The organism is Blastomonas sp. AAP25, assembly GCF_001295965.1.
Lineage (GTDB): Bacteria > Pseudomonadota > Alphaproteobacteria > Sphingomonadales > Sphingomonadaceae > Blastomonas > Blastomonas fulva.
In genome coordinates, this window is record NZ_LJHP01000005.1 from 1 (window position 1) to 14,280 (window position 14,280).

Sequence of the window (14,280 nt, forward strand, 5' to 3'; positions counted from 1 at the left end):
GGGGGCGGCTACAAAACTTCGGGCAGGTTCAGGCCCACCCCGGCCACGCCTGCGGCGCGGCCTGCCCCTCCCGCAGGCGGGAGGGGAGAAGTCTGGATCAAGCCGCCATCGTGAACGGCTCCAGCCCGGCGAGGCGCGTCTGCACCGGCGGGGTGGGGATGGCGCGGGGCTGGGCATCGGCAACCGCGCGCGCGATTGCGCCGATATGCGCAGGGGTGGTGCCGCAGCAGCCGCCGACGATGTTGATCAGGCCGTCGTCGAGCCACTGCTTGATCAGCTCTGCGGTCTGTTCGGGCAGCTCGTCATACTGGCCAAGATCATTGGGCAGCCCGGCATTGGGATAGGCCATCACCAAAGTATCGGCCTGCCGCGCCAGCGCCGCCAGATGCGGGCGCAGAAGGTCGGCGCCGAACGAGCAGTTGAGCCCGATGGTTAGCGGCTTGATGTGCCGCACCGCGTGCCAGAACGCCTCGACGGTGTGGCCTGACAGATTGCGTCCGGCCATGTCGGTGATCGTCATCGAGATCATGATCGGCACTTCGCGCCCGGCAGCCTGCGCCGCATCACGAGCGGCCATCGCGGCGGCCTTGGCGTTCAGCGTGTCGAAGATCGTCTCGATCAGAATGAAGTCTACCCCGCCTTCGACCAGCGCGTCGCACTGTTCGCGATAGACATCGCGCATGGTATCGAAATCGACCTCGCGATAGCCCGGATCGTTGACATCCGGCGACAGCGACAGCGTCTTGTTGGTCGGGCCGATCGCACCTGCCACAAAGCGGGGCTTGCCGTCACGGGCATGCGCCGCATTGGCTTCCTCGCGCGCGACACGGGCGGATTCCAGATTGATCTCGCGCACCAGATGTTCCGCGCCATAATCGGCCTGGCTGATGCGGTTGGCGCTGAAGGTGTTGGTCTCGATGATATCCGATCCTGCATCCAGATAGGCGCGGTGGATTCCCGCGATCACCGGAGGACAGGTGAGCGCGAGGATATCGTTGTTGCCCTTCTGGTCGTGCGTGAACTCCAGATTGCCCCGGAAATCCTGCTCGGTCAGCTTGGCCGCCTGGATTGCGGTGCCATAGCCGCCATCGAGCATCATGATGCGGGTGGCGGCGATCGACTTGAGGTGTTCGGCGGGGGTCACGCGGCATTCTCCTGGAGAACCGGAGCCGCCTGTGCGTGCCGGTTGGCGCGCAGGCCAAGCAGGTGGCAGATCGCAAAGCTGAGCTCGGCCCGGTTGAGGGTGTAGAAATGGAAGTGGCGCACACCGCCCGAATAGAGCCGGCGGCACAGTTCGGCGGCCACCGTGGCAGCAACCAGCTGGCGGGTGGTGGGGTGATCGTCCAGCCCTTCGAACAGGTCGTTCATCCATTGCGGGATGGCGGTGCCGCACATTCCCGCGATCTTGCGGGTGGTGGCGACATTGCTGACCGGCAGGATGCCCGGCAGGATCGGCTTGGTGATGCCGGCCTTGGTATAGGCATCGCGAAAGCGGAAGAACGCTTCGGGCGAGAAGAAGAACTGGCTGATCGCCTGGTCCGCGCCCGCATCGATCTTGCGCTTGAGATTGTCGATGTCGCTGTCGGCACAATCGGCATCGGGATGGGTTTCAGGGTAAGCCGCGACCGAAATCTCGAACGGCGCGACTTTCTTGAGGCCGGTGACCAGCTCTGCGGCATTGGCATAGCCGCCCGGATGGGGGCTGAACTTCTCGCCCGCACGCGGCGGATCACCGCGCAGCGCGACGATGTGGCGCACGCCCGCGTTCCAGTAGTTCTGCGCGATCTCGTCGATCTCGTCTCGAGTGGCATCGACGCAGGTCAGATGCGCTGCGGCGGGAATCGCGGTTTCGGCCGCAATCCGCGCGACGGTGGCGTGGGTGCGCTCGCGGGTCGACCCGCCCGCGCCATAGGTCACCGAGACGAACTTGGGCTTGAGCGGCGCCAGCGTGGTCAGCGTGTCCCACAAGGTCTCTTCCATCTTCTCGGTCTTGGGCGGGAAGAACTCGAAGCTCACCTCGACATCGCCGGCCAGCCCTGCGAACAGCGGGGTACCAAGCGCCTCGCGCGCTTCAGCCAATTGTTTGAGCGACAGGGTCATGCAGCAGCCTTTCTGGGCGTTTGTTGTCTTTGCGGGTGGAGGGAGGCGGGCGGCGCCTTGCCATGCCGCACCCCCAGCCAGATTTTCACGGTGAGCGCGCCGCCCGAAAGGCTGCGCGTCTCGATAAGGTCGATCCCGGCACCGGCGAGCATCGTGGCGATCTGGTCATCGCCGAACCCGAGCCGCGCATGCGCGTCGCGTTCGCGCAGCTCCTCCAGCGCATGCGGGGCAAAATCGACGATGGCGATGCGCGCGCCGGGTGCTGCCACCCGGCCTGCCTCGTCGATCACCCCTTGCGGGTTCTGCGCATAATGCAGCACCTGGTGCAGCAGGATCGTGTCGAAGCCCTGGTCGATCAGCGGCAGCGCGTAGAAATCCGCCTGCACCAGATCGACCTGTTCGGTGGCGTGATGCTGCAGCTTGGCGCGTGCCAGCCGCAGCATTTCAGGGCTGCGATCGAGCGCGGTGCTGTGTTCGGCGCTGTTGGCGAACAGCTCGATCATCCGCCCGGTGCCGGTGCCGATATCGAGCAGACGCCCCAACGGCTGGTCGCGAATCATATCCGCCAGCGCGGCTTCGACGTCGGCCTCGGGCAGGTGCAGCGACCGGATGGCATCCCATTGCCCGGCATGCTGCGCGAAGAAATCGGCCGCACGCTGCTCGCGGATGGCGCGAATCGCATCCAGCTGCGCCCGGTCGGCGGCGTGTTGCGCGCTCAGCACCGGACCGACGGCATCGTCGTGGCGCAGGAAGGCATCGAGCAGGCTGGCAGCCTTGTGGTTCAGCCGCGGCAGCGCGGGGCGCAGGAACACCCAGCTGCCTTCCTTGTGCCGCTCGGCAAGCCCAGCCTCTGCCAGAATGCGCACATGGCGCGAAACGCGCGGCTGGCTCTGGTCCAGCACCGCCGCGAGCTCCCCAACCGAAAGCTCCATCAGCTGCAGCAGCAGCATGATGCGCAAACGGCTGTCGTCGGCCAGGGCCTTGAAGAGCAGCGTCATATCCATGAAAGGGCATATAAAGAATTCTTTATATGTGGTCAATGCGGCATATTGCCCGGCGCGGGAAGCTGCCGGAAAAGCCGCGTGGCCCATGCGATTTGTAAGCTTGTGTCTCTGTTTGGCGACTTTCCCAACCAAAGTGATTGCAAAGGCGAAAAACTGGCGCTAGATGCGCCGGTCCGACAGTGGGGGCTTGTCTGAAGCTTGTCGGCACAATTGTGACGTGTTTAACTCCTTTTGGGCTGGTGATCAGCCAATTAGAACAGGACGGAAGTTCAAGATGAAGACCATTTTTTCGATCGCATCGGTTGCCGCTCTCTCGCTGGCCCTGGCTGCTTGCGGCGCAGAAAACACCGAAGAAGCTGCCACCGCAGAAGCAACCGCTGAAGAAGCTGCTGATGCCGGCATGGAAGCTGCTGAAGCTGCTGGCGACGCCGCTGCTGAAGCAACCGAAGCTGCTGGTGAAGCCACCGAAGCTGCTGCTGAAGGCGCTGTGAACGCTGCTGAAGCTGGCGCTGACGAAGCTGCTGCTGCTGCTGGCGAAGCCAAGGACGCTGCTGCGGCCGCTGGTGAAGCTGCCAAGAAGGCTGCTGAATAAGCCATGCATCGCTTCTTCGGAAGCATGCTGAAGATACTGGCCGCCAGCGTTAGCGCGCTGGCGGCCATGTCTTGTGGGGCAGCGGACAATGATCCGGGCCCCGGCGGTGTCACGGTGGGCGAGGCCCGCGCACTGGACGAAGCCGCCGAAATGCTCGACGAGCGCAATGCCGATCCCGCTGCTGCCTCCGCGCAGCAAGGCGCAGCGCAGGACGCGCCCGCGCAATAGCAGGTTTCGCCTCGGTCGCCCTGCCGCTATCAAGCCGGGCATGACCGACACATCCTCCCCCATGACCTATGCGCGCTATCTCGCGCTCGATTCGCTGCTCGATTGCCAGCAGCCCCAGTCGTCCGAGGACGACGAGATGCTGTTCATCATCATCCACCAGACCAAGGAACTGTGGCTCAAGCAGATCATCCGCGAGCTGCGGATGGCCAACGCCCAGGTGGCTTCGGACGCGCTGATCCCCGCGTACAAGGGGCTGGCCCGGGTCAGCCGCATCCAGGCGGTGATGACGTTGAGCTGGGATATCCTCTCGACGATGACGCCAAGCGACTATACCCGCTTCCGCAACGTGCTGGGGCCCAGCTCGGGCTTCCAGTCGGACCAGTTCCGCACGGTCGAATATCTGCTCGGCCTCAAGGACAAGGCGTTCCTCAAGTTTCAGGACGACCGGCCCGAGGCGCAGGCGGCGATGGCCGAGGCGCTGGCGAGCCCCAGCCTGTGGGACAACGCGATCGCGGCCGCCGCGCGCGCCGGCTTTGCCATCCCGGCAGAGGTGCTGGAGCGCGATTTCAGCCAGGCCTATGCGCCGCATACCGCAGTCGAGGACGCCTTCGTCCAGGTCTATGCCGATCCCGAGCGCCACTGGGACCTGTACCAGCTTGCCGAGAAGCTGGTCGATCTCGACGATGCGATGGCCGCCTGGCGGCACAAGCACGTGCTGACCGTCGAGCGGATCATCGGCATGAAGCGCGGCACCGGCGGCACCGCGGGGGCAGCCTATCTGCACACGACGCTGGGCAAGAAGGCGTTTCCGGAACTGTGGTCGCTGCGCACGCGGCTATAGCCCTGCGGCTTCGAACTTATCCCTCGGCATTCCCGCGAAAGCGGGCACGACGCTTTCTTGGCTGAGGTCGACGCAGAAGCGGGACCCCCGCGTGCGCGGGGGTGACGGATAGAATTGAGGTTTCGTACGATCGGCAGGTTTCTTGCCAGACCATTCCCCGCTAAGCCACGCTCATGACCACCGCACCCCTCCCCGATACCGAAACACGCGGCCTGCTGGCGCTGCTGCCCGCTGCGGCGCGACCCTATGCGCTGCTGGCGCGGTTCGACCGGCCGATCGGCTGGTGGCTGCTCTATTGGCCTTGCCCGTTCGCGCTGGCGCTGTCGGGCGGGCTGCGCACGCATTGGCCACTGGTGCTGTGGATGCTGCTCGGCGCGATCGCGATGCGCGGCGCGGGCTGCGTGTACAACGATATCGTCGACCGCGATCTCGACGCGCAGGTGGCACGTACCCGCGGGCGCCCGCTGGCGAGCGGCGCGGTGAGCCTCAAGGCCGCCTGGGGCTGGCTGCTGGCGCTGTGCGCGATCGGGCTGGTGGTGCTGGTCCAGCTCAACCTGCTTTCGGCGCTGATCGCGATCGGCTCGCTGGCGCTGGTCGCGGCCTATCCGTTCATGAAGCGGATCACGTGGTGGCCGCAGGCCTGGCTCGGGCTGGTGTTCAGCTGGGGCGCGCTCGTCGCCTGGGCGGCGGTGGACGATGCGCTGCCGCTGCCTGCGTTCCTGCTCTATTTCGGCTGCGTTGCCTGGGTCATCGGCTATGATACCATCTACGCGCTGCAGGATGTCGAGGACGATGCACTGGCCGGCATCCGTTCGAGCGCGCGCGCAATGGGCGCTGCCGTCAGGCCTGGCGTCGCGCTGTTCTATGCGCTGACCCTGGGCCTGTGGGCAGCGGCGATCTGGCAGGTCCGCCCCGATGTGCTGGCGCTCGCCGCGCTGGCGCCCGTCGCGCTGCACCTTTGCTGGCAGGTCGTCGCGCTCAAGCCCGCCGATCCGCAGGACCCGCTGACCAAGTTCCGCAGCAACCGCGATGCCGGGCTGCTGGCCTTTCTGGCCTTTGCGACGGTGGGGCTGGCGGGGTAGCATCATGACCTGCAAGGTAATGGTTTAGCCTATCTCTCCCCGCTAGGATCGCGGCCATGCCACAGGATACCCGCACATCCGAGCCCGCCGGGCAACAGCTGCGCCAATGGCGCGAGCGCCGCCGCCTCAGCCAGTTGCAACTGGCGCTGGAGGTGGAGATGTCCACCCGGCATCTCAGTTTCGTCGAAACCGGGCGTGCCCAGCCCAGCCGCGACATGATCATCCGTCTCGCCGACTATCTCGATATCCCGCTGCGCGCGCGCAACCAGATCCTGCTGTCAGCAGGGCTGGCGCCCGAGTTCGAGGAGACAGGCCTTTCCGCGCCCGAAATGGCCGAGGCACTGGCGGCGGTCGAGCATCTGCTCAAGGCGCACGAGCCGTTTCCCGCGCTGGCGGTGGATCGGCACTGGAACATGGTGGCCGCCAATGGCGCGCTGGCGCTGCTGACCGAGCAGATCGCGCCGCACCTTCTGGTGCCGCCGGTCAACGTGCTGCGGCTGGCGCTCCACCCCGATGGTCTGGCGCCGCAGATCGTCAATTACGAGCAATGGCGCAGCTACATCCTCCACCGGCTCGACCGCGATATCGAGCTAACCGCCGATGCAGCGCTCAGCCTGCTGCGCGATGAGCTGGCGGGCTATCCGGGGTCGGCAAACGACAATGCCCCTGCCGGGCGCGCGCCGATCGCGCTGCCGCTGGTGATCGATACGGTGGCGGGCAGGCTGTCCTTCATGACCACGGTGACGATCTTCGGCACGCCGCGCGACATCACGCTGTCGGAACTCGCGCTTGAGACGTTCTTTCCCGCCGACGCGCACACCATGCAGGCGCTGCGCTCGCTGGGTGTAGCCTGAGATCAGCGGTTTTTAAGGGGGAACGGCAGGGCGGTGCGAGACCTGTGAAGCGACCGCCCTGCCTATCTTTGAAGACGACTGTGCTCTTGCCGATGCAGACCGTGTGCCAGTCCGATCATTACAAGCGCTGTCATAGGGTTAGATGGTTAACGAAAGCTTCGAGTTGTAATCGGGTGTAAAATATCCCGACAAGGCGATTGTGACTGGCCATTAATACGGGTGGCGGGATCAGCGGGAAATTTTGGGCCTTGGCGGGACGTGGGACCGCAGAAATCCGGGCATCTCGGCAGATAACTGCGCCTGGAGGGCCTTCGGGCATTTTTGGCCACCGCTGGGAGCAAGCGGCCTCGGTGCCCGCGTGAAACCCGCAGAAATGCGTCAAAAGCCCCTCGAACGTGCGAGATAAAGGGATTCGGGCACGCACTGTGATGAGAGCCCCACGTTTCCGAGGTTTGGCCATTTTTTGGCATCAGTTCTCTCGCACGCTCTCTCGCACGCTCTGTCGCACGCCTGGAAACCATTTATGGCCCTGAAATTATCAGCTCGCTAACCGCCTTCTGGCGGTCGCCTCCCCCGACCGAATATGAGGTTGGGACGGCCTCGATCGAAAACCCGGAAAAGATCGCGCGAACCTCCGGCGTGTCGTTGATGCTCAGGATGAACCGGCCTTTGAGGTGGCCCAACAGATCATTCATTTTTGCGAATTGTGAGCGGTCGAACAGAGGTGCGCCTGCTGCATCGCGCCCATAATCCTGCTCGCATCCGAAGTAGGGCGGATCGAGATAGAAGAGCATGCCGGGACGGTCGTAGCGGGCGATGAAGTCTGCCCAAGGCAGCCGCTCGATGACGACCGAGGAGAGGCGCTCATGGATCGCCTCCAGGATGCTCCCGAGCTTGGTGACATCGAACCTGGCCGGGGTGTTCCGATCGACGCCGAAGGTGCGGCTCGCCACCTTGCCGCCAAAGGTCAGCCGCTGGAGATAGAGGAAGCGCGCCGCCCGCTCGAGATCGGTCAACGTGGCAGGATCAGTCGCTGCCAGCCGTTCGAACCCGGCACGGGTTGTGAGCTGGAAACGAAGCATATCCATGAAGGCGATGTAGTGGCGCTGCAGGATGCGAAAGAAGGTGGCGACGTCCATCGACCAGTCGTTGATGAACTCGGCGCTGGGGCGCATGTCGCGGCGGAGAAAGATGCCGCCCATGCCGACAAAGGGCTCTGCATAACCTGTGTGCCGCGTGGCGCTTATCCGCGCCACAATGCGTTTGGCCAGCAGGCGCTTGCCGCCAATATATGCGGCCGGTGGATGGACGGGCTGGACCTGCGCCAGGCCGACAGCCTGCGCAGAATGGGGACTCGACTCTTGCATGATGTTCCTACTATGTTCCACCAACTCGCGTGCGGGTGGCGGGATGACCGGGTTATGGACCAGGTCGGTCATGGCGGGTCTGATCCGTCGGCAAGAGGCGTTGGCGCGCCTTTTCCCCCGCCCATGCAGGGCGCTGGAAACTGTGTTGCACGGCAGGTGCATCTGATAGCCAGCCGGTCGAGACCATCGTTTCCGATGGTGGCGATTCGACCGAAGGCAGGAGGAAAATTTGAAAGACCAGCACGCCATCAACCAAGCGTTCCTGGCGGAGATCGCAAACCTGCGGGCCGAAAACCTTATCACGCGCAAAATATGCGCCATGCTGATTGCAGAGATATGCCGGTCTGCAACCGATCCCCAGCTGCGGGCAGAAGAGATGATAGCGATGTACGAGTCGTTGCAGTTTGATGCGATCGCACAGAGCGACTTACAGCGACTTGGCATGCAGCAATTGCACAAAGAGCTAGACCAAAAAGAGGAAGAGCTTTTTGCGCTGGCCAGGAAATGGGTGAAATTGATCGCTGTAATGCGCCAATCCGATTAGCTTCGGCTCGATGGATACGCTGCAGGTCATCGCGCAACGCGCCGATTGCCCTGACTTTGTCAGCCTCAGCGCTGGCCGCTGGAGTTGGCTCGTGGTCGACGTTCATTGATTGGAACCCTGCATTATTGTATGTCCCGAGCTCGGTGCGCGAAACACGGTGATCCTGCCTGCCGTAGCACGGGCCAAAAGCCCGGAGCGCGTGTAAGGGAATCGGCAGTCCTTACCGCGCACCGAACCACTCCAATATCGCTGCAAAACGGCTCACGAGAGACGAGACATCGTCTGCCCGCAGGCGATGGAGGCTGAGCACGTAAAGCTCGTTGCCCTGCTCGGTCGACTTGACGGTGGCGCGCCACCACTGGCCATCTGATTCCCACAGGAGCCGCACCTTGCGATCATCCTCGCGCAAGGCGTGCGCGGGGTTGGAGACGATCTCCGGCAGCAGCCGGTAGTCAGCGATGGTCAGCTCGGGGTGGCGTCCCTTCTGCTTTTCCAACGTCTGGGGCGAAAAGCGAACGGTGCGCGCGGTCGCGCCCAGAGCAGCGGCTTGGTCGACCGAAAGCGCCGCGATCGGGAACGGCTGGTTGGGCAGCGCGACGAACTGGTCGAACGCCGGGTCTGCCGCGATCTCTCGAATCGTCTGCCGAGCTGCGTTCGTCAGGCCCGCCTGTGCGGCATCCTCGACCGAGTCGAGCGCCTTCTCGGCGATGACGCGCAGGTGCGCGGTGCCGGGATTGTAGCTGAAGCCAGGATCAATGCCTCTGGGCACCATGATCGGATCGGTGCGGCCTGCCGGATAGAATGGCTGGCTTGCAGCCAGCGGCAGATCCGTCGTCACCTTCCAGCCACGCCGCTTCAGCATCCCTTCAGACACTTGCTCGGGCAGGCAATTGCACCCCCAGCCATTTGGCGGGAAATGCTCCTGCCACCAAGGGTGGTCGACCGGAAGGATGATGCCATGCCAACTCAGATGATCCTCGCGCGGCTTACGGCGGGGATGGTCCGAACGGTACCGCAGGTAGGGAAACAGCTCTTTCTGCGCCTGGAAACGCCGCCAGCGGCCCGCCGCTATGCTCATTCGGATGTTGGTGCGATAGATGTTCCGCAGCCGGCGATCGTTGACGATGATGGTCTGGTCGGTACCGGTCAGCGCGCGATCGGACACTTCACCCCACCACCCAGCGCGCCTCAGCTCGGGCAGGATGTTGGCCTTCCAGGTCTCGAAGGTGCCGCCATCCCGAACAACCTTGTCCAGGGACTTCTGGACCGCTGCGAGCAGATCAAGCTTGGCGATCTTGGCCACGGTGAAGGCGCGAGAGTGCTCCTCGTGCATCATCTCCGACCAGCGCACGGTCGGGCGCAGCTCCTGCCGCTCCTGCCAGACCCGGACGGTATTTTCCGGGCTGAGATACATGGTGGGGCGCAGCTCAGGCATCGAACGGGTTCCGCCCATCCGTTAGTTGCAACTGAGGCGCTGGCAATGCCAACAGGTCGTCGCGTTTCTTGGCGGCCGCAGCAGGACGTGACTTGGGCTGACGTTGTTTCTGATCAATCTCCGAGAGCGTTTTGAGCAGCTGCGCCAGATCATAGGTATCAGACGTCTCGATCTCGATCCGAATGACAGTCCTCCCACGTGGCCCGCTTGTCGTGCTGGCGCTGTATTTCTTGAGGCGCGTGGTCTCTTCGTCCCAATGCAAAAAGCTCATGAGCTAGCCCCTTCGAACTTGTCGACCTGGTTGCCCCACGCTGCCCAGCCTGGCCGCGCGGTCCTGGCGAACAGTTCGATGCGCGGGCGATCGCCAAAGAGGCGGACGATGTCATCGGCGATGCGATCGGGCTTGCGGCTATGCTCGCGGCGCGGCTCGACGACCAGCTGGCGCACGCCGGCATCCATACGCGGCATCTTGCCAGTCACGCCGAGGAGGCAGATTTCAGGATTGGCGCGCGTGTAGTAGCCGGTGCCCATCGCATAGCCCTCACCCGACGGGTTGAGCTTGGCCCAGGTGAACGCCACCGTCACGTAGCGAAAGCCCCAGGCGCGCATGACATCGAACGCCCGGTCTAGCAGAGGATCGATTGCCCAAAGGAACAGCGCGCAGTTGCCGCTCGCCAGCTCGCCCACTGGCAGCGCCGCGATCTGGTCCCAGGGCATCGTGTCATAATGCTGGTTTGGGTTGCGATCCTCCCCCTTCTCCGACCAGTTGTCGAAGCCCCAGGGCGGGTCCGCATGGATGATGTCGAAGCCGAACATCGGGAGATTGGCGAAGGGGCTCATAACACGTGCGCCAAAAGCGCCGAGCCTGCGGAGCCTGCTACCCCGTGGTTGAGATCGACGTCGCCTGCGCTCTCATGGCCGCGCCAGAAATCATTGGTCATGGCTTGGCCCTTCACATCAGCACGGCGTGCATCGACGTGTGCCAAGCCCGGATGCTGAACAGCCAGCCACCGCTCGATTGCCGGGTCTTCCCTGCGCTCAGGCGCGATGTCCCTGACCTTTTGCACAACGCCATATGCCCAGCCTTGCGAGAAGACGTCCGCGCGCTGGCGCTTGCGGCCCGGCTTGCACCGTTTCAGCTGGGTGCGAATATATTCGCTGCGCGCGATCTTGAGCTGCCGGAACAGCATTGCAAAGGCGTAGGACGCGATCGTCGGGGTTGGGCCGCGGCCAACGAAGCACCGGTCTCCGACAGCATCCAGAAACGAGATGGTCCCCAACGCGCGGTTAACCGCTGCATTCAAATGGCATTCCCATACGGGTGGCCGCATGTTGCGCGTGGAGCGTGCGGTTGCCTCATCAATCTCTGCCATGGCCAGATCGTCATCGGTGATGCCATGCGCTTCCATCAGCTCGCGGGCCTTGGCGAGCGCAGTTGCGGCCTCGTGTTCATTGGCCGATCTGGCCAATTGCAGGCACTTCCTGATCTTGAGCAGCAATTGTTTGTCGATCATGATGACATCTCCCATCCAAGCCGCTCACGTGCGGCGGTGAGCCAGTTTCTCAGGGTGATGGCGATGCAATCCGGGTCGGCTGCGTCACAGGTAGCGGAGATGCCTGCCAAGCGGAGGCTGAAGGTATCGTTGCGGTGCCTGGTCCAGCCATCACCAAGCTGCATCTGCACCGAATAGATCACGCTGATCGCGGGCAGCTGGCGAAGGAGCCCTTCGACCATACCGAGCGCATAGGCCAGCTGGGGGAGCGTCGCGCGGGTCATACGCCTGCGGCCTGCGACTGCGCAATCCGGATGCGCCCCCTACCTTTGCGGTCAGGGCGCGGATTGTAGAATTCAATCAGGCCGAGATCGCGCAGTGCATTCCAGGTCGCCCGCATGATGGGTGCGGTCTCACCGCCAGCCAGGACGATACCGTTGTTGTCGAAACAGCCATCGCCGCCGCGCTCCCGCAGCCACTTCAGTGCATCGTTTTGGGCGGCTGAAAGGTTCATGCGGCGCCCTTCCGCTTGCCGCGCGCGCGGCGCTTTGCCCGCTTGCCGAGCTGCTCGGGCCCGGTGACATGGACGATATCGCGTGGCCGGCGCTTCCTGCAGGCGGGTTCCGGCTTGTGGCACAGCGCGCGTAAGAAGGCAGTCAGGAAGCTGCTCACGCCCCGCCCTCCCGGTTCTCTTCCGCCAGGCGCATGGCGAAAGCCGCGCGCTCGATGCTGTCGCGCAAGGGGGCATCGTTCATCAGCGCGGTCGCCTCGGTGTCGAGCAGCTTGAGCAGCTCGGCCGAGGTCGCTGCTGCGGAGATGCGGTCGAAGATCGAGCCGGTCATCGCTGCGGTGACGCGTTCATCTTCGGCGGCGATCAGCTCGTCGATCAGGGTGTTTTCCAGCGACTGCTCGACATAATCCGGGTCGCCCTCGGCCAGGTCGACGCTGCGGACGCCGCTGGCCCAGTCGTCATCGATCGGCTCGAAGATTTCCGGGCCGAACAGCAGTTCGCCAGTGAACGGCTCGACTGCGGCCAGATCGACCTCGCCTGGTTCATAGGTGAAGGTGACGTGCGGGAGGTAGGTCGGGAAATCCCAGCTCGCGCCGGCCTCGCGCATGGTGCGGTGCCGGTTTGCCAGATATCCGTCCCAGAAGTGCAGGACCACAGCGCCCTGGTCGCCGAGACGGTCAACCACGCGCGGGCCGCCTGGCATGACGCGCAGCGGCTCGCGGTAGAAGCCATAGTCATCGCCCATGCCGAACCAGTTCACCGCCTTTTTGGAATAAGCCACGGTGACATGCATGTCGGCAGGATCGACCACCGTCTTGAAGCCCTGCTTGCGCGCCCAGGCGACCAGCTTTTCGGCATTCACTAGCTTGCGGTGGACGTAGAGCGGGCGCGGATCATCCGCGGCAAATTCCGTTACCGGCTGGAGCGGCTCGCGCCGGTTGTCCTCCAGCAGCTTCTGGTCGGCTACCGGATCAAGCTGCGCGGAATCGGGCGTCTGCGTATCCGCTTTCTGGACACGGACATAGCCGTCGCCATAGGTGTCCTGGAAGCTTTCCTCGGTCCGCTCCCAGCCCAGCCCTTTCAGCTGGTTGTCGGTTTCTGCGGCCAGCTTGGTATCGGTCTCTTCCTCGACATCGCGCATGACGCGCGGGCTGGCGACATCCGGACCGTAGTTGAAATCGGTCCACCACCGCGCTGGGCCTGCGTTGAAGCTGTCGGACAGCAGATCCGCGTCGGACTTAACCACCTCGAGCTTTACGCCTGCATGCACCTGCGCCTGGCTGAGCGATGAGCCGTCCTGAGTGGTCATGGTCTGGCTGAGCACCACCTTGGCGATGCACTCGTCCATGTAGCGGCAAAGCTGCTCGTAATCCGCCACGCCGCTCTTGGCGACCTGCAGGAGCTCGATGACCATCCGCTCGGGGATCGCGATGCCGGTATCGGTCTGGATGGCCTGCAGCGCGGACAGCAGGTTGTTGACCTGGTCCTGTGGCGTGCCAGATGGATACTTGCCAACGGCGGTCGGTGCGCCAAACTTGTCGAGGAAGTTATTCCAGAAGCGCAGGCCATTCCGCTTGAACAGTGTCGGCCAGTAAAGCCATTCGGCCAAGCCGCGCCCGTAGATCTCGTCATCGTCGCTGGCACCAGCAGTCGCTACCCAGAACTTGCGATCGGGCAGCAGCTCCCCATTCCAATTCACGCGGGTGATCAGCCGGAGGTTGCCGGCATCGTCGTAACGGAATCGGCGCGCATGGCGGACTTTCAGATCCTTGAACTGGAACAGTCCGTCGCGGACCTCCCACATGCATTCGGCCACCGAGTAACCGTAGAAGGTGGCAAACAGCATTTTGCGGGTGACCCGGTCCCAGCCCAGGCGCAGCAGATTGTCGCTCAGCTTCTCAGCCGCCTCGACCGAGCGCGGGTCGTTTTCATCGCCCGGCACCACATTCCAGTTGCGCGAGACAACGCCGCCAATGCGCTGCTGCAGCGTCGAGAAGACCTGGTCGTCTTCAAGGATGACGTCGTAGACGCCCCAGTCGATCGCCATGCTGATGCGCGGGTCGCGCGGCTGCTGGAGGCCGGAGACGAACGGCCTGGTGATGTCGCGACCGTCGGACGTTGTCGCGATCGGGCGCATCAGCGCCTGCATATTGCCCGATGTCTCGCTGGTACGACGCGCGATGGCGCGGGTGGTGCTGGCGGAAAAGGGTCGGGGCCGCTGGGCCATGG

At 63.9% G+C, this 14,280-nt stretch carries 18 protein-coding genes; 6 read left to right on the forward strand and 12 right to left on the reverse strand.

The genetic code is table 11. The features are described from left to right. Positions 1-97: 97 nt before the first annotated feature. The 3 genes from IP68_RS04640 to IP68_RS04650 are packed head-to-tail and all read right to left on the reverse strand — an operon-like array spanning position 98 to position 3,104. Positions 98-1,144: a homocysteine S-methyltransferase family protein gene (locus tag IP68_RS04640; protein ID WP_054133817.1), complete on the reverse strand. Its 1,047-nt coding sequence runs from the start codon at positions 1,142-1,144 to the stop codon at positions 98-100. After that, entirely contained in the window at positions 1,141-2,100 is a 960-nt protein-coding gene (gene metF, locus IP68_RS04645) for a methylenetetrahydrofolate reductase (RefSeq protein WP_054133818.1), read from the reverse strand. The genes IP68_RS04640 and metF overlap by 4 nt, the downstream gene beginning before the upstream one ends. Next, the gene (locus tag IP68_RS04650) at positions 2,097-3,104 is read right to left on the reverse strand and encodes a metalloregulator ArsR/SmtB family transcription factor (protein ID WP_054133819.1); all 1,008 of its coding nucleotides are present in this window, start codon (positions 3,102-3,104) and stop codon (positions 2,097-2,099) included. Before IP68_RS04650 ends, metF begins: the two co-directional genes overlap by 4 nt. Before the next feature lie 217 nt (positions 3,105-3,321). Here IP68_RS04650 and IP68_RS19675 point away from each other — a divergent pair, with 217 nt between their 5' ends. The 5 genes from IP68_RS19675 to IP68_RS04675 all read left to right on the forward strand — a co-directional run bounded on the left by IP68_RS19675 (position 3,322) and on the right by IP68_RS04675 (position 6,701). Further along, the gene (locus IP68_RS19675) at positions 3,322-3,696 is read left to right on the forward strand and encodes a hypothetical protein (protein WP_197275731.1); all 375 of its coding nucleotides are present in this window, start codon (positions 3,322-3,324) and stop codon (positions 3,694-3,696) included. A gap of 3 nt (positions 3,697-3,699) precedes the next feature. Beyond that, positions 3,700-3,924, forward strand: a complete 225-nt coding sequence (locus IP68_RS04660) for a hypothetical protein (RefSeq protein ID WP_054133821.1) — start codon at positions 3,700-3,702, stop codon at positions 3,922-3,924. Between the two features lie 40 nt (positions 3,925-3,964). Continuing rightward, on the forward strand, positions 3,965-4,765 hold the full coding sequence (locus tag IP68_RS04665) for a tryptophan 2,3-dioxygenase (RefSeq protein WP_054133822.1): 801 nt from the start codon (positions 3,965-3,967) through the stop codon (positions 4,763-4,765). A gap of 173 nt (positions 4,766-4,938) precedes the next feature. Next, positions 4,939-5,847, forward strand: a complete 909-nt coding sequence (gene ubiA, locus IP68_RS04670) for a 4-hydroxybenzoate octaprenyltransferase (RefSeq protein WP_054133823.1) — start codon at positions 4,939-4,941, stop codon at positions 5,845-5,847. 56 nt (positions 5,848-5,903) lie between these two features. Beyond that, positions 5,904-6,701 carry a helix-turn-helix domain-containing protein gene (locus tag IP68_RS04675; RefSeq protein WP_054133824.1) on the forward strand — a complete coding sequence of 266 codons (798 nt, stop codon included), beginning with the start codon at positions 5,904-5,906 and terminating at the stop codon, positions 6,699-6,701. A gap of 521 nt (positions 6,702-7,222) precedes the next feature. Here the strand turns inward: IP68_RS04675 and IP68_RS04680 are convergent. Then, on the reverse strand, positions 7,223-8,068 hold the full coding sequence (locus IP68_RS04680; protein ID WP_054133825.1) for a DNA adenine methylase: 846 nt from the start codon (positions 8,066-8,068) through the stop codon (positions 7,223-7,225). Positions 8,069-8,297: 229 nt separating this feature from the next. On the opposite strand from IP68_RS04680, the gene IP68_RS04685 reads away from it, so the two are divergent. Then, on the forward strand, positions 8,298-8,612 hold the full coding sequence (locus IP68_RS04685; RefSeq protein WP_054133826.1) for a hypothetical protein: 315 nt from the start codon (positions 8,298-8,300) through the stop codon (positions 8,610-8,612). A gap of 220 nt (positions 8,613-8,832) precedes the next feature. Here the strand turns inward: IP68_RS04685 and IP68_RS04690 are convergent, their stop codons facing one another. The 8 genes from IP68_RS04690 to IP68_RS04720 are packed head-to-tail and all read right to left on the reverse strand — an operon-like array spanning position 8,833 to position 14,278. Continuing rightward, positions 8,833-10,047, reverse strand: a complete 1,215-nt coding sequence (locus IP68_RS04690) for a phage minor head protein (RefSeq protein ID WP_197275732.1) — start codon at positions 10,045-10,047, stop codon at positions 8,833-8,835. Further along, a complete protein-coding gene (locus tag IP68_RS04695) occupies positions 10,040-10,318 on the reverse strand; it encodes a hypothetical protein (RefSeq protein WP_054133828.1) in 279 nt (92 codons plus the stop codon). The genes IP68_RS04690 and IP68_RS04695 overlap by 8 nt, the downstream gene beginning before the upstream one ends. Then, complete coding sequence (locus IP68_RS04700; RefSeq protein WP_197275733.1) at positions 10,315-10,887, reverse strand: MT-A70 family methyltransferase; 573 nt, start codon at positions 10,885-10,887, stop codon at positions 10,315-10,317. Before IP68_RS04700 ends, IP68_RS04695 begins: the two co-directional genes overlap by 4 nt. Further along, entirely contained in the window at positions 10,884-11,561 is a 678-nt protein-coding gene (locus tag IP68_RS04705) for a DUF2786 domain-containing protein (protein ID WP_054133829.1), read from the reverse strand. Before IP68_RS04705 ends, IP68_RS04700 begins: the two co-directional genes overlap by 4 nt. After that, positions 11,558-11,824 carry a hypothetical protein gene (locus tag IP68_RS04710; protein ID WP_054133830.1) on the reverse strand — a complete coding sequence of 89 codons (267 nt, stop codon included), beginning with the start codon at positions 11,822-11,824 and terminating at the stop codon, positions 11,558-11,560. Before IP68_RS04710 ends, IP68_RS04705 begins: the two co-directional genes overlap by 4 nt. Then, positions 11,821-12,054, reverse strand: coding sequence for a hypothetical protein (locus IP68_RS04715; RefSeq protein ID WP_054133831.1), 234 nt, complete (start codon positions 12,052-12,054; stop codon positions 11,821-11,823). The genes IP68_RS04710 and IP68_RS04715 overlap by 4 nt, the downstream gene beginning before the upstream one ends. Next, on the reverse strand, positions 12,051-12,212 hold the full coding sequence (locus tag IP68_RS20120) for a hypothetical protein (RefSeq protein ID WP_156317943.1): 162 nt from the start codon (positions 12,210-12,212) through the stop codon (positions 12,051-12,053). Before IP68_RS20120 ends, IP68_RS04715 begins: the two co-directional genes overlap by 4 nt. After that, positions 12,209-14,278 carry a DUF935 family protein gene (locus tag IP68_RS04720; RefSeq protein ID WP_054133832.1) on the reverse strand — a complete coding sequence of 690 codons (2,070 nt, stop codon included), beginning with the start codon at positions 14,276-14,278 and terminating at the stop codon, positions 12,209-12,211. The genes IP68_RS20120 and IP68_RS04720 overlap by 4 nt, the downstream gene beginning before the upstream one ends. Positions 14,279-14,280 lie beyond the last annotated feature (2 nt).

Bases quoted from the DNA above. Each gene is read 5' to 3' on its own strand.
- metF (WP_054133818.1), bottom strand. From the start codon at position 2,100: ATGACCCTGTCGCTCAAACAATTGGCTGAAGCGCGCGAGGCGCTTGGT.
- IP68_RS04650 (WP_054133819.1), bottom strand. From the start codon at position 3,104: ATGGATATGACGCTGCTCTTCAAGGCCCTGGCCGACGACAGCCGTTTG.
- IP68_RS04660 (WP_054133821.1), top strand. From the start codon at position 3,700: ATGCATCGCTTCTTCGGAAGCATGCTGAAGATACTGGCCGCCAGCGTT.
- IP68_RS04665 (WP_054133822.1), top strand. From the start codon at position 3,965: ATGACCGACACATCCTCCCCCATGACCTATGCGCGCTATCTCGCGCTC.
- ubiA (WP_054133823.1), top strand. From the start codon at position 4,939: ATGACCACCGCACCCCTCCCCGATACCGAAACACGCGGCCTGCTGGCG.
- IP68_RS04675 (WP_054133824.1), top strand. From the start codon at position 5,904: ATGCCACAGGATACCCGCACATCCGAGCCCGCCGGGCAACAGCTGCGC.
- IP68_RS04680 (WP_054133825.1), bottom strand. From the start codon at position 8,068: ATGCAAGAGTCGAGTCCCCATTCTGCGCAGGCTGTCGGCCTGGCGCAG.
- IP68_RS04690 (WP_197275732.1), bottom strand. From the start codon at position 10,047: ATGCCTGAGCTGCGCCCCACCATGTATCTCAGCCCGGAAAATACCGTC.
- IP68_RS04695 (WP_054133828.1), bottom strand. From the start codon at position 10,318: ATGAGCTTTTTGCATTGGGACGAAGAGACCACGCGCCTCAAGAAATAC.
- IP68_RS04700 (WP_197275733.1), bottom strand. From the start codon at position 10,887: ATGAGCCCCTTCGCCAATCTCCCGATGTTCGGCTTCGACATCATCCAT.
- IP68_RS04705 (WP_054133829.1), bottom strand. From the start codon at position 11,561: ATGATCGACAAACAATTGCTGCTCAAGATCAGGAAGTGCCTGCAATTG.
- IP68_RS04710 (WP_054133830.1), bottom strand. From the start codon at position 11,824: ATGACCCGCGCGACGCTCCCCCAGCTGGCCTATGCGCTCGGTATGGTC.
- IP68_RS04715 (WP_054133831.1), bottom strand. From the start codon at position 12,054: ATGAACCTTTCAGCCGCCCAAAACGATGCACTGAAGTGGCTGCGGGAG.
- IP68_RS04720 (WP_054133832.1), bottom strand. From the start codon at position 14,278: ATGGCCCAGCGGCCCCGACCCTTTTCCGCCAGCACCACCCGCGCCATC.